Source organism: Streptomyces afghaniensis, assembly GCF_044327915.1.
Taxonomy (GTDB): Bacteria; Actinomycetota; Actinomycetes; order Streptomycetales; family Streptomycetaceae; genus Streptomyces; species Streptomyces afghaniensis.
Window position 1 is genome coordinate 557687 of the sequence record NZ_JBIRGJ010000003.1, and the last position, 13002, is coordinate 570688.

10 protein-coding genes are annotated in these 13002 nt (G+C 70.6%); 4 read left to right on the forward strand and 6 right to left on the reverse strand.

The genetic code is table 11. From position 1 onward, the window contains the following. Window positions 1–3: 3 nt before the first annotated feature. The gene (locus ACH4G3_RS12910; protein WP_397624496.1) at window positions 4–987 is read right to left on the reverse strand and encodes an intradiol ring-cleavage dioxygenase; all 984 of its coding nucleotides are present in this window, start codon (window positions 985–987) and stop codon (window positions 4–6) included. 116 nt (window positions 988–1103) lie between these two features. Next, on the reverse strand, window positions 1104–2867 hold the full coding sequence (gene aspS, locus ACH4G3_RS12915) for an aspartate--tRNA ligase (RefSeq protein ID WP_397624497.1): 1764 nt from the start codon (window positions 2865–2867) through the stop codon (window positions 1104–1106). 157 nt (window positions 2868–3024) lie between these two features. On the opposite strand from aspS, the gene ACH4G3_RS12920 reads away from it, so the two are divergent. Beyond that, the gene (locus ACH4G3_RS12920; protein WP_397624498.1) at window positions 3025–5163 is read left to right on the forward strand and encodes a SpoIIE family protein phosphatase; all 2139 of its coding nucleotides are present in this window, start codon (window positions 3025–3027) and stop codon (window positions 5161–5163) included. Here ACH4G3_RS12920 and ACH4G3_RS12925 read toward each other — a convergent pair. Continuing rightward, entirely contained in the window at window positions 5118–6233 is a 1116-nt protein-coding gene (locus ACH4G3_RS12925; protein WP_397624499.1) for an AI-2E family transporter, read from the reverse strand. The genes ACH4G3_RS12920 and ACH4G3_RS12925 overlap by 46 nt on opposite strands. A gap of 244 nt (window positions 6234–6477) precedes the next feature. Here ACH4G3_RS12925 and ACH4G3_RS12930 point away from each other — a divergent pair, with 244 nt between their 5' ends. Next, a complete protein-coding gene (locus tag ACH4G3_RS12930; protein WP_397624500.1) occupies window positions 6478–7833 on the forward strand; it encodes an FAD-binding oxidoreductase in 1356 nt (451 codons plus the stop codon). Window positions 7834–7894: 61 nt separating this feature from the next. Here ACH4G3_RS12930 and ACH4G3_RS12935 read toward each other — a convergent pair whose 3' ends face one another. Further along, the gene (locus ACH4G3_RS12935) at window positions 7895–8872 is read right to left on the reverse strand and encodes a pirin family protein (protein WP_397618554.1); all 978 of its coding nucleotides are present in this window, start codon (window positions 8870–8872) and stop codon (window positions 7895–7897) included. A 171-nt stretch (window positions 8873–9043) separates the two neighbouring features. Continuing rightward, window positions 9044–10543, reverse strand: coding sequence for an MFS transporter (locus ACH4G3_RS12940; RefSeq protein WP_397624501.1), 1500 nt, complete (start codon window positions 10541–10543; stop codon window positions 9044–9046). A 145-nt stretch (window positions 10544–10688) separates the two neighbouring features. Here ACH4G3_RS12940 and ACH4G3_RS12945 point away from each other — a divergent pair, with 145 nt between their 5' ends. After that, window positions 10689–11423 carry a TetR/AcrR family transcriptional regulator C-terminal domain-containing protein gene (locus tag ACH4G3_RS12945; protein WP_397624502.1) on the forward strand — a complete coding sequence of 245 codons (735 nt, stop codon included), beginning with the start codon at window positions 10689–10691 and terminating at the stop codon, window positions 11421–11423. A gap of 36 nt (window positions 11424–11459) precedes the next feature. Here ACH4G3_RS12945 and ACH4G3_RS12950 read toward each other — a convergent pair whose 3' ends face one another. Further along, on the reverse strand, window positions 11460–11924 hold the full coding sequence (locus ACH4G3_RS12950; protein WP_020270440.1) for an SseB family protein: 465 nt from the start codon (window positions 11922–11924) through the stop codon (window positions 11460–11462). 122 nt (window positions 11925–12046) lie between these two features. On the opposite strand from ACH4G3_RS12950, the gene ACH4G3_RS12955 reads away from it, so the two are divergent. Continuing rightward, the gene (locus ACH4G3_RS12955) at window positions 12047–12871 is read left to right on the forward strand and encodes an intradiol ring-cleavage dioxygenase (RefSeq protein WP_397624503.1); all 825 of its coding nucleotides are present in this window, start codon (window positions 12047–12049) and stop codon (window positions 12869–12871) included. Window positions 12872–13002 lie beyond the last annotated feature (131 nt).

Below are 13002 nucleotides of genomic sequence, written 5' to 3' on the forward strand. Positions count from 1 at the left end.
CGGCTACGCCGCCGAGGCCGACGCCGACGCGCCCGGCTGGACCGAGCCGTCCGTGCCGTCGTGCGTCGCCTCGGGGTCGACACCCATGGTGAGGGTGGCGACCACGCCCCGGGCGATGGCGCCCTTCTTGTACTTCAGCTTCAACAGCCCGCCCTCGGTGCCGTTGCCCGGGTAGATGGTGTCCTCGTCGAGGGTCGTGCGGGTCGTGGTGTTGGTGGAGTACGGCTCGACCTCGGCGGAGGCCAGCACGGACTCCTCGTCGAAGAAGAGCTGACCGGTGTGGCAGGTCGTGCCGCCCTCGTAACCGGCGTCGGTCCAGGTGCCGTTCACATGCACCTTGGTGTGGATGTGCACGCAGCGGCCCTGGTACCACCCGGGGAAGACCGTGCGGAACTCGACGAGCCCCCGCTTGTCCGTCCGCCAGGTGCCGCGCAGATAGCGCTCGTCGTCGGTGGGTTCCTCGTGTCCGCCACCGCCGCCACCGTCCGGGGGCGCACCCGTGGGCGTTCCGGTGGGTGTTCCGGTGGGCGTGCCCGAGGGCGGCGTGCCACCCCCGCCGCCTCCGCCCCCGCCCCCGCCTCCACCGCTGCCCATCGCCTCGTAGCCGGAGTACACGCCCAGCGCGTTGCAGTGCCAGATGTCGACGGCGGCGTTCGCGAGGGGCTTGCAGGTGTCGGAGTCGATCACCTTGAGGCGCAGGGTGAGCGGGATGCCCTCCTGGTCCTCGGTGATGTCCCGGCGGAGCTTGTCCGCGTCGATGTAGTAGGGGCCCTCGGTGGTTTCGGAGGTCAGCTGGTAGCAGACCTCGCCCGCACTCCCGGTGGCCTTCCCCTGGGCCGCGCTTGTCCCCTCCCCGGCGAACGCGCCCGCCGCGAACGTCCCGCCGACGCCCGCCGCCACCACCGCTCCGGCGCCCGCGGCGAGGACCTTGCGGCGTGTCAGATCCCGTTTGTGTTGCGGCCCTCGGGCCGTCTCCTGTCCCGTCATGGAAGGGAAGCTAGGGAGCCCGTCTGTCAGGAACCTGAGTAAGAGCTGGGCGAGAGCCCTGGATACGAAAGTGGCTCGGAACCGACGCCGGTTCCGAGCCACTCCCTGCGTGTCGCCTACTTCGGCTGCGGCTTGCGCACCGACAGGTGCAGCTCCTTCAGCCGGGCCTCCTCCAGCTCCGTCGGCGCGCCCATCATCAGGTCCTGGGCGTTGCCGTTGAGCGGGAAGGCGATCGTCTCGCGGATGTTGGGCTCGTCGGCGAGCAGCATCACGATGCGGTCGACGCCCGGGGCGATGCCGCCGTGCGGCGGGGCGCCGAAGCGGAAGGCGCGCAGCATGCCGGCGAACTTCTCCTCGACGGTCTCGCGGTCGTACCCGGCGATCTCGAAGGCCTTGAGCATGATCTCGGGCTCGTGGTTCCGGATCGCGCCGGAGGACAGCTCGACGCCGTTGCAGACGATGTCGTACTGCCAGCCGAGGATGTCCAGCGGGTCCTGGGTCTCCAGGGCCTCCAGACCGCCCTGCGGCATGGAGAAGGGGTTGTGCGAGAAGTCGATCGCGCCGGTCTCCTCGTCCTTCTCGTACATCGGGAAGTCGACGATCCAGCAGAACCGGAAGACGTTCTCCTCGAAGTGCCCGGCACGCTTGGCGGCTTCCACCCGCACCGCGCCCATGATCTTGGAGACCTCGTCGAACTCGCCCGCGCCGAAGAACACCGCGTGACCGGCCGCCAGCGACAGGCGCTTGGTCAGCTCGGCGACGTTCTCCTCGGTGAGGAACTTGGCGATCGGGCCGGAGAGGGAGCCGTCCTCGGCGACGCGGACCCAGGCCAGGCCCTTGGCGCCCTGCGAGACGGCGTAGTCGCCGAGCTGGTCGAAGAACTTGCGGGGCTGCGCGGAGACGTCCGGCACCGGCAGGGCGCGGACGTGCTTGCCGGCGAACGCCTTGAACTCCGAACCCTCGAAGATGTCGGTGATGTCGACGAGTTCGAGCTTGGCGCGCAGGTCGGGCTTGTCGGAGCCGTACTTCAGCATCGCCTCGCGGAACGGGATCCGCGGGAAGGGCGAGGTGACGTGACGGCCGCCGCCGAACTCCTCGAACAGCTCCGTCATCAGCTTCTCGACGGGCTGGAAGACGTCCTCCTGCTCGACGAAGCTCATCTCGATGTCGAGCTGGTAGAACTCGCCCGGCGAGCGGTCGGCGCGCGCGTCCTCGTCACGGAAGCAGGGCGCGATCTGGAAGTAGCGGTCGAACCCGGAGATCATCAGCAGCTGCTTGAACTGCTGCGGCGCCTGGGGGAGGGCGTAGAACTTGCCCGGGTGCAGGCGGGACGGGACGACGAAGTCGCGGGCGCCCTCGGGGGAGGTCGCGGACAGGATCGGCGTCGCCATCTCGTTGAAGCCGAGGGCCGTCATCTTGTGGCGGATCGCCGAGATGACCGCCGTGCGCAGCATGATGTTGCGGTGCATGCGCTCGCGGCGCAGGTCGAGGAAGCGGTACTCCAGGCGCCGCTCCTCGTTGACCCCGTCCTCGGTGTTGATCGTGAACGGCAGCGGGGCCGCGGCACCGAGCAGTTCGACCTCGCCGACCTCGACCTCGACCTCGCCGGTCGGCAGGTCGGGGTTGATGTTCTCGGCGCCCCGGGAGACGACCTTGCCGTCGACACGGACGGTCGACTCCTTGGACAGCTTGTCGAGGGCCTCGTAGGCGGGGGTGCCGGGACGGGCCACGAGCTGCGTGATGCCGTAGTGATCGCGCAGATCGATGAAGAGGATGCCGCCCAGGTCGCGCCGATTGTGCAGCCAGCCACTCAGCCGGACGTCGCTGCCGACGTCAGAGGAGCGGAGCTCGCCGCAGGTGTGGGACCTGTACCGATGCATCGTCGTTCATCCAGTCTTCGCTGATCGGGGTCTGTGTTTCACGTGAAACTGGTCCCCAGCGTACCGGCCAGGCGAAGATCGACTCTCCTCAGATAACGATCGAGCACTCTTGCGCCTTCGGTGGCAGCGTTCGACGGCTCCTTCTTAAAGTAGGGCAATGCGCACTGGCGAGCCTCTGCCCGCCGTGGGGGAGGCTCTCGCAGCCCTCGCGACCGGCCTCTGGCACTGGGACACCGCCACCGGGCTGGTCACGGTCGACGCCGAGGCGGCACGGTTGCTCGGGCTGCCCGCCGAGCAGGTCAGCCTTACGGAGGCCCAGGCCCGGGCCCGGCTGCACCCGGTCGACTGGAACGAGATCACCGGCGTGGTCCAGCTCGCCGTCGCCGAGGGCACCCTCGCCGAGGTACGGGTCCGGATCATGGACGAGCAGGGTCGTATCGTCCGGGTCGTCCGCAGCCGTTCCAAGCCGTCCTTCGACCGGGCCCGCAAGGCGTACCGGCTGATCGGCACCCTCCAGGAGGTCACCGAGCCGACGCCGGGCACCCCGGCCGGGCGCAGTGCGGTCACGGGCGACTGGCGGCGCTCCCGGGAGGCGTTCCTGCTGGACGCGGGCCGGGCGCTGGCCGAGGCGCGCTCCACGCAGGAGGTCCTGCGGGTCACGGCCAATCTGTCGATGCCGGGGTTCTCCCCGGACGGGCTGGCGGTGTTCGGTGTCGAGGGCGACCGGCTGACGATCATCGGGCACCACGGGCAGCAGCAGGGCGACGACAGCCCGTTCTCCGACATGGCTCTGGACACGGACTACCCGGCCGCCGAGGTCGTGCGGACCGGCCGGGCGGTGTACCTGTCCTCTCCCGAGCAGTACAAGGCCCGTTACCCGCTGACCTGGCCGCTCGCCCAGCGCTTCGGCCGCCAGTCCTGGGCGTTCCTGCCGCTGACCGTGGCCGGCCGCACGATGGGCGCGTGGATGGCGGCCTTCACCTACCCGGTCGCTTTCACTCCGGACGAGCGGTCCGTGCTGGCCACCGTGGCGCGGATGCTGGCACAGGCGCTGACCCGGGCGGGCGTGGCCGAGAGCGAGCGGGCCCTGACCGACGGGCTCCAGCGCACGATGCTGCCGAGGCTCGGCCCGCAGCGCATCCCGGGCATGAGCGTCGCCGCCCGCTACGTCCCCACCGGCGGCGGCCTCCAGGTCGGCGGCGACTGGTACGACGTGATCCCGCTGCCCAGCGGCCGGTTCGCGCTGGTCATCGGGGACGTGCAGGGGCATGACGTGCGGGCGGCGGGCCTGATGGGGCAGCTCCGCATCGCCCTGCGCGCCTACGCCTCGGAGGGGCATCGCCCCGACGCCGTCCTCTCCCGTGCCTCCCGTTTCCTGCACGGCATCAGCGACGAGGACCCCGCCGACCCGCGGTTCGCGACCTGTGTGTATGTCGAGGTCGATCCGGCGAACGGCGTGCTGGACATCGCCCGGGCCGGGCATCCCGACCCGGCGATCCGGATGTCCGACGGCACGGTGCTGACGCGGCCGACGTCGGGCGGCCTGCCGCTGGGCATCGACCCGGACGCCGACTACCCCACGACCCGGCTCGCCCTGGAAGCCGGCGAGACCATGCTGATCTGCACGGACGGCCTGATCGAGACCGGCGGCCACGACCTGGACTCCGGCTGGCGGCGGCTGCGCGAGATCCTGGAGGACCACAAGGGTGATCTGGAGGAACTCGCCGACACCCTGGTGCAGGCGGTGCACGGGCCGTCGTCGCACCACACCACCGGCCCGCTGATCGACCGCCGTGAGGACGACATCGCGCTGCTGCTGCTGTGCCGGGAGGACGAGGGCTGCGGCTGCGGCGACACCGTGCTCGTGCCGGCCCCCGTGCGGCGCACGATGCTGACGGTCGCCCAGGCCGAGCCCGAGCGGATCGCGGTGGCCCGGCAGCAAATGCGCGAGCTGCTGCACGACTGGACCTCCCCCGACCAGCTCGACTCGGCGGTACTGCTGCTGTCCGAGCTGCTGACGAACGTCCTCGTGCACACCGACTCCGACGCGCTGCTCGTCGCCGAGATCACCGGCCAGGTGGGCGAGCGGCGGCTGCGGATCGAGGTGACCGACGCCGGCGACGATCTGCCGCACAAGCGCAGACCGGGGGAGCTGGCGTCCTCCGGCCGCGGCCTGGTGCTGATGGAACTGCTCGCGCACGCCTGGGGGGTGGATCCGCGCGGCGAGGGCAAGAGCATCTGGTTCGAGCTCTACGAGTCCGTGGACGGCTCGGGCGACGGCTCCTGGTCACCGTAGCGGGTACGGAGTTCCTGGAGGACGCCGAACGCGGCCGCGGTGAGCGGCACGGCGAGGAGCATCCCGAGCACTCCGGCCACCGACGCCCCGGCCGTGATCGCCACCATCACCACCGCCGGGTGCATCTGCACGGTCCGGCTCTGGATCACCGGCTGGAGCACGTGCCCTTCCAGCACCTGCACCGCGAGCACCACCCCGAGCACCCACAGCGCGATGACGAACCCCCGGTCGGCGAGCGCGACCAGCACGGCCACGGCTCCCGAGATGAAGGCGCCGAGGTAGGGAATGTAGGCGCCGACGAAGACCAGCGCCCCCAGCCCCGCCGCCCCGGGCACGTCGAGGACGAGCAGTCCGACGGTGATGCAGAGCGCGTCGATGGCCGCGATGAAGGTGGTGCCGCGCATGAAGCCCTCAACGGCGCGGAAGGCCCGCCGCGCCATGGCCTCCAGGGTGTCGGCGGAGCCGCGCGGGGCCAGGGCCCGCAGCGTCCCGGCGGCCTTGTCGGAGTCGCGCAGGAAGAAGAAGACGAGCAGCAGCGCGAGCACGGCCATGGCGATGGTCTCGCCGACCACGCTGACCCCGCTGATCACGCCGGACGCGGCGGAGCCGCCGAACTTGCCCAGGAGTTCCCGGGCGTTGGAGGCCAGGTCGTCCAGCGAGGTCCCGGCCGCCCCGAAGTGGTCGGAGATGCCCCGCGCGGCCTGTTTGAGCGAGGCGACGATCTCGTCGCCCGTGTCGATGAGCGCGGCGACGACGATGTACACGGCCCCGCCGACCACGGCCACGACGGCGACGCAGGTGAGTCCGGCCGCGACCGACCGCTGCACCCCGGCCTTCACCAGACGCCGGTGCAGCGGCCCGAGCAGGGCCGTCCCGAGCAGCGCGAGCAGCACGGGCACGACGGCGGTCCGGAACTCGTCGCACAGCCGGATCCCGACGTAGACGACTCCGGACACGAGCAGGAGGAGCGCGCACCAGGCGGCGAGCCGCCGGAGGGGTTCGGGGAGGAGCGGCCTGGGCCCGGAGGCGGCCGGGTCGGGGCCGGAAGCGGCCGGGTCGGAGTCCTGCACACCTCCACCCGACCACTCCCGGGTCGGGTCGTCCCGTCGGCAAGGCCCGCCCGGGTGACGGAGCGTCAGCGCTGCCGTCCCGGCCGCCGGTTCAGGTCCCGTATCGCCCGTCACCCGCCCGGACGAGTCCGAACTGCGTCGAGGCTCGCAGCCTGGTCGGCTGGTACGGGTGCCGTTCGCTGCAGACCCGAGAAGGAGCGCCATGCTTCCGCTGGAGGTAACGACGAGAACGGGCGAACGAGCCGTGCTCAGGGAATCAGTCGCTCTACAGCTGGCGGAGCGGCTGCGCGGAGAGCTGCTCCGCCCCGGCGATGACACCTACGACCAGGCCCGAAGAGTCTGGAACGGCATGATCGACCACCGGCCTGCGCTGATCGCCCGCTGCGCCGGGAGCAGCGACGTCGCAACAGCCGTGGCCTTCGCACGTGACCACGACCTGCTTGTCTCCGTGCGGGGCGGCGGCCACAACATCGCGGGCAAGGCGGTGTGCGTGGGCGGCCTGATGATCGATCTCTCACGGATGCGCCGCGTCGCGGTCGACGCCGGCAGCCGAACAGCCCGAGTGGAAGGCGGCGCCACGCTCGGCGAACTGGACGGGGCCACCCAGGTGTCGGGCCTGGCCACGACCACGGGCGTCGTCACCCACACCGGCGTCGCCGGCCTCACGCTCGGCGGCGGCGTGGGCCGGCTCGCCCGGACCCACGGCCTCGCCTGCGACAACCTGCTGTCCGTCGACGTCGTCACCGCCGATGGCCGCCTGCGGACCGCCGGCGCCACGGAGAACCCCGATCTCTTCTGGGGCATGCGGGGGGCCGGCGCGAACTTCGGGGTCGCGACCTCCCTCGAGTTCAGACTCCACCCGGTGGGTCCGGAGGTACTCGGAGGCGTCGTCGTCCATCCCCTGGCGCGGGCCCGGGAAGCCCTCGGTTTCTACTACGAGTACTCACGTTCGGCACCGGACGAGCTGACCGCTGACGCCTTTTTCCTGACCTCCCCCGACGGTGACCCGGTATTCGCCATCTCCGTCTGCTACGCCGGGCCGATGGAGCAGGGCGAGCGTGTGCTGGAGCCGCTCCGGCGTTTCGGCCCGCCCCTCGCCGACCAGGTGGGGCCGGTCGCGTACACGCGGCTGCAGGCCGCCGGTGACCCTTTCTTCCCGATCGGCCTGAACTACTACTGGAAGTCTCACTTCCTCGAGGAGATCCCACAGGACGCGATCGAGGCCACCGTGGACCACTTCGCCCGTGCTCCCTCGCCCAGGTCCCTCATCGTCTTCCAGCAGTACGGCGGCGCCGCAAGCCGCATCCCGCCCGCGGAAACGGCCTTCCACCACCGGAACGCGCAGTACGACAACTTCGCCGCGTCGGTGTGGACGGATCCGCAGGAACGCGAAGTGCACAGGGAATGGGCACGGCAGTGGTGGGACACGATGCGCCGCTTCTCCATCGGGGCCGAGTATGTGAACAACCTGGGCGAGGAGGGCGAGGACCGGGTCCGGGCCGCCTACGGCGACAACCACGGCCGGCTGGTCGCCCTCAAGAACGAGTACGACCCCGACAACTTCTTCCGGCTCAACGCCAACATCCGCCCCGGTGGCTGACACGGACAGCCCCGTCCACGCCGTGGACGGGGCTATCTCGTTGCCGGTGCCGACGCCGGCGTCAGTCCTGCGGTCCGCTCGCGGTCATGCCGTGCACCGCCGGGACCGTCCCCAGCCGGCCCTTCTGGAAGTCCTCGAAGGCCTGCATGAGTTCTTCCTTGGTGTTCATCACGAACGGGCCGTAGTGGGCCATCGGCTCGCGGATCGGCTGTCCGCCGAGCAGGACGACCTCCAGGTCCGGCGTGTGGGAGTCCTGCTTCTCGTCCGCGCGGACGGTCAGCGAGGAACCCGCGCCGAAGACGGCGGTCTGGCCCGTGTGGACCGGGCGCCGCTCGGTGCCGACGCTGCCGCGCCCGGCCAGGACGTACGCCAGGCCGTTGAAGTCCTCGCGCCACGGCAGGTTGAGCTCCGCGCCCGGCGCCAGCGTCGCGTGGATCATCGTGATCGGCGTGTGGGTGATGCCGGGGCCCTGGTGCCCGTCCAGCTCACCGGCGATGACCCGCAGCAGCGCGCCGCCGTCGGGGGTGCTGAGCAGCTGGACCGAGCCGCCGCGGATGTCCTGGTAGCGCGGGGCCATCATCTTGTCCCTGGCCGGGAGGTTCACCCACAGCTGGAGGCCGTGGAAGAGCCCGCCGGACATGACCAGGTGCTCCGGTGGCGCCTCGATGTGCAGCAGGCCCGAGCCCGCGGTCATCCACTGGGTGTCCCCGTTGGTGATGGTGCCGCCACCGCCGTTGGAGTCCTGGTGGTCGAAGATCCCGTCGATGATGTACGTGACGGTCTCGAAGCCGCGGTGCGGGTGCCACGGCGTGCCCTTGGGCTCGCCCGGCGCGTACTCCACCTCGCCCATCTGGTCCATCATGATGAACGGGTCGAGATGGCGGTAGTTGATCCCCGCGAACGCCCGGCGCACCGGGAAGCCCTCACCCTCGAAACCGCTCGGGGCGGTCGTGACAGCGAGCACGGGACGTGCCACGGCATCGGTCGGCGCGGTCACGCGGGGCAGCGTCAACGGGTTCTCGACGGTCACAGCAGGCATGTCGGTTCCTCCTCGTGTACGCCCAGTTTAGTTGAGCGTTGAACTTTCTGCCACCCCCAACGGAGAAAACCAGGTGGGCATTCCCGGGCGACGGCGCAGCGAACCACGGGACAGGGACATGACGAAAGGCCGGCTCCCCCCGAGGGGGTGCCGGCCTTCTCCCGGTCCGCGTCAGGCGACCAGCTCGGGCTCCTCGCTCCCGGCTCCGGCGGGCTCGGCCTTGCGGTCCCGCATCACCACCGTGGCCACGACCGCCGCGGCCAGGACACCGATGGCGCTGATCGTGAAGGTCGTCGACATCGAGGCCGTGAAGGCCTCCCGGGCCGCCCGCACCAGGCCCGTGTCACCCCCCGCGACCGCCAGGGCCCCGCCGATGGACTCCCTGGCCTGCTCGGGAGCGCCGGCCGGCATCTCGTCGGCGTAGCCGCCGGAGAGCAGCGAGCCGAGGATGGCGATGCCGAGGGCGGTGCCGGACTGCTGGATGGTGTCGTTGAGGGCCGAGCCGACGCCGGCCTTCTCCTCCGGGATGGTGCTCATCAGGGCGGCGACCGCGGCCGGCATCGCCAGACCGGCACCGAGGCCCAGGATTCCCAGCGCCACCGCCGGGACCGTGAAGCCGCTGTCCGCGCTGAGCGTGGTCAGCAGCCCGAAGGAGGCGGCCATCAGCAGCATGCCGCCGAGGATGACGAACCGGTTGCCCGCCTTCACGGCGAGCTGCGCCCCGGCCGCGTTGCCCGCCAGAGCGGCCACGGCCAGCGGCAGGAAGGCCAGGCCCGCCTTGACCGCCGACCAGCCGAGCACGAACTGCAGGTACTGGGTCAGGACCAGCAGCAGACCGGCGTTGCCGATCTGGACGAGCGCCAGGGAGAGCGAACCCCCGCTGAAGTTGCGGTGCTTGAAGAGGACCAGCGGCACCATCGGCGAGCGGGTGACGTTCTCCCAGACCACGAAGCCGGCCAGGGCGACCACCGCGACGGCCAGGACCAGGAGGGAACGGCCGCCGAACGCGCCGTGCTGCGGAATCTCGATGATCCACCACACCAGGGCCGTCATCCCCACCGCCGACAGCACCGCGCCCAGCGGGTCCGGCTTCTGCCAGGGCGCCTTCGACTCCGGCATCAGCAGCACACCCGCCAGCAGCGCCAGGGCGACGATCGGCACGTTGATCAGGAAGATCGCCTGCCAGGCGAAGTGGTCGATCAGCACACCGCCGAGGACCGGGCTGCCGACCAGCCCCAGCATCGACACCGAACCCCACGCGGCCATCGCCTTGGGCCGCTCGTCCTCGTCGAAGACGGTGATCAGGATCGACAGGGTCGACGGCATGATCAGCGCCCCGCCCACGCCCATCGCGATCCGTATCGCGATCAGCTCACCCGGGCTGGAGCAGAACACCGCCCCCAGCGAGGCCGCCCCGAACAGCAGCAGGCCGATCAGCATCACCTTCCGGCGTCCGAACCGGTCCCCCAGGCTCCCCGAGGTGAGCAGCAGCCCGGCGAAGACCAGCGTGTAGGAGTCGAGGATCCACTGCATGTCCTGGGCGCTCGCCCCGATGTCCTCGGTCAGCGAGGGCACCGCGACCGTGAGCGCCATGTTGTCGACGACCAGCACCAGCGTGCTGAGGCACAGCACGATCAGGATCCACCAGCGGCGTGGATGACGAGCGTCCATTTCAGTTCCCCTCCCGCGTACACCGTTCCTTCGATGCGCACACTGTACGCACAGCGGAACGGTGTGCGCAACCACCAAGTTCTGTACGCTGATTGCGCACGCTGTTCGCATGATGGCGGCTGTACGGCCACCAGGGAGGACACCGATGACCAGGAGCACGAAGAAGGCGGCCCCGATCCCGTCCGTCTGGGCCCGTGAGCAGCGCCGCGCCGACCAGCCCGCGCTCAGCCGCGCGGCGATCGTGCGCGAGGCGGTCGCGATGCTCGACGCGGACGGCATCGAGGCGCTCAGCATGCGCAAGCTCGGCGCCCGTCTGAACGCCGGCGCGACCTCGCTGTACCGGCACGTCGCCACGAAGGACGAACTGATGGAACTCGCGGTGGACGAGGTCGCCGCCGAGATCCACGTCCCGCCGGCCGACAGCCCCGACTGGCGCGCGGCGGTGACCGAGGCGGCGGGGTCCTTCCGTACGACGGCGCTACGGCACCCCTGGCTGACCCTGGTCCTGGGCCAGGCCGGCCTCGCCTACCTCGGGCCCAACTACATGAGCTTCTCGGAACGCCTCGCGGCCCTGTTCACGGCCGCCGGGTTCCCCGAGCCGAGCCGTGCGATCGAGACCGTCTTCTCGTACGTCATGGGCATGAGCAACGCGGAGGCCGCCTGGCTCACCACGGTCGCCCGGTCCGGCGAGACCGAGGCCGACTTCATCGCCCGCCTCATGCCCGCGGCCCAGCGGGCCGCGGCCGACCACACGCACCTGGCCATTCCGCACGCGGAGGTCGAGGAAGCCACCACCGACCCCGTCGCCCTGCGCGACACGAAATTCGCCTACGGCCTGGAGGTCGTCCTGGACGGCCTGGCACTACGCCTGCCGAAGTGAGGGCACAGGTTCTGGCCGTCTGCGAGGCAATGGCGTCTAGCCATACATCCGGCGCATCGCGAACTCGACCATCTGCTCGACGGCCTTCGCGTCGAACACCATGCGGTGCTCGCCCTCCATGTCCAGCACGAAGCCGTAGCCGGTCGGCAGCAGGTCCAGGACCTCGGCACCGGTGATCACGAAGTACTTGGACTCCTTGCCCGCGTACCGGCGCAGCTCCTTGAGGGTGCTGAACATCGGGATCACCGGCTGCTGGGTGTTGTGCAGGGCGAGGAAGCCGGGGTTGTCGCCGCGCGGGCAGTAGACCTTGGACGTCGCGAAGACCTGCTGGAAGTCCTCGGCGGTCATCTGCCCGGTCGTGAACGCGCGCACCGCGTCCGTCAGGGAGGGCGGGGACGGCTCGGGGTACAGCGGCGGCTGCTGTCCGTACCCGCCGGACATCGGCTGCTGCGGAGGGGCGTACTGCCCTTGCGGGCCCGCTGTCTGGTCGTAGCCGTACATGAGCGCAAGAGTACCGAGCGCGGCCGGGCGATCGGGCCGGTACGGCAGGCCCGCCAAACCGACAGCGACTTGACAGCGCCTGCTCTGTGGATCGCCGCGCCCACCGCTCGTAGCGTCGGACCATGAACGGACCCCATGACGAAGGCCCGCACGAGCACGACAGGGGCCTCTCCCACGATCTCCCCGTCCTCGCCCGCCGACGGATGATCCGGCTGATGGCGGGCGCGAGCCTGGTCCCGCTGGTGGGCTGCACGGCACAGGACACGACCACGGCGTCCCCCTCCTCCCCGTCAGCCTCCTCCCCTTCGGCCGCCGAATGCGCGGAGATCCCCGAGGAGACGGCCGGGCCCTTCCCCGGCGACGGCTCGAACGGCGTGAACGTCCTGAAGGAGAGCGGCGTCGTCCGCAGCGACATCACGCGCAGCTTCGGCGACTCCGCGGGCGGCACCGCCGAGGGCGTCCCCCTGAAGATCACCCTGACGGTGGTGGACGCGGCCTCCGGGTGCGGCACACCGAAGCAGGGCGCCGCGGTGTACGTGTGGCACTGCGACCGGGAGGGCGCCTACTCCCTCTACTCCGAGGGCGTGACCGAGGAGAACTACCTGCGCGGCGTCCAGGAGACGGACGAGAAGGGCCAGGTCACGTTCACCAGCATCTTCCCCGGCTGCTACCAGGGCCGCTGGCCGCACGTCCACTTCGAGGTCTACGGCAGCCTCGCCGACGCCACCGCGGCCACGTCGATCACGAACACCTCGCAGCTCGCCTTCCCGAAGGACGTCTGCGACGCGGTGTACGCCACGCCCGGCTACGGCGACAGCGTGCGGAACCTGAGCGGCCTCTCCCTGGAGGACGACGGCATCTTCAGCGACGGCCACGACCGGCAGCTGGCGGCGATGGCGGGCGGCACGAGGGACGGCTACACCGCGACCTTGACCGTTCCGGTGTGACCTGTCACAGATGACCGGAAGGGGTTGCGTCTTATTACTGGCGGGTAGCATCATCGTAGCTACTTGTTGGTACGTGAACTAGCGCGAGGATCCAGTGCCTCGCCGATCTCTCTAGGGAGCCGGGAGCCGTC

Bases quoted from the DNA above. Each gene is read 5' to 3' on its own strand.
- ACH4G3_RS12910 (WP_397624496.1), bottom strand. From the start codon at position 987: ATGACGGGACAGGAGACGGCCCGAGGGCCGCAACACAAACGGGATCTG.
- aspS (WP_397624497.1), bottom strand. From the start codon at position 2,867: ATGCATCGGTACAGGTCCCACACCTGCGGCGAGCTCCGCTCCTCTGAC.
- ACH4G3_RS12920 (WP_397624498.1), top strand. From the start codon at position 3,025: ATGCGCACTGGCGAGCCTCTGCCCGCCGTGGGGGAGGCTCTCGCAGCC.
- ACH4G3_RS12935 (WP_397618554.1), bottom strand. From the start codon at position 8,872: ATGCCTGCTGTGACCGTCGAGAACCCGTTGACGCTGCCCCGCGTGACC.
- ACH4G3_RS12940 (WP_397624501.1), bottom strand. From the start codon at position 10,543: ATGGACGCTCGTCATCCACGCCGCTGGTGGATCCTGATCGTGCTGTGC.
- ACH4G3_RS12945 (WP_397624502.1), top strand. From the start codon at position 10,689: ATGACCAGGAGCACGAAGAAGGCGGCCCCGATCCCGTCCGTCTGGGCC.
- ACH4G3_RS12950 (WP_020270440.1), bottom strand. From the start codon at position 11,924: ATGTACGGCTACGACCAGACAGCGGGCCCGCAAGGGCAGTACGCCCCT.
- ACH4G3_RS12955 (WP_397624503.1), top strand. From the start codon at position 12,047: ATGAACGGACCCCATGACGAAGGCCCGCACGAGCACGACAGGGGCCTC.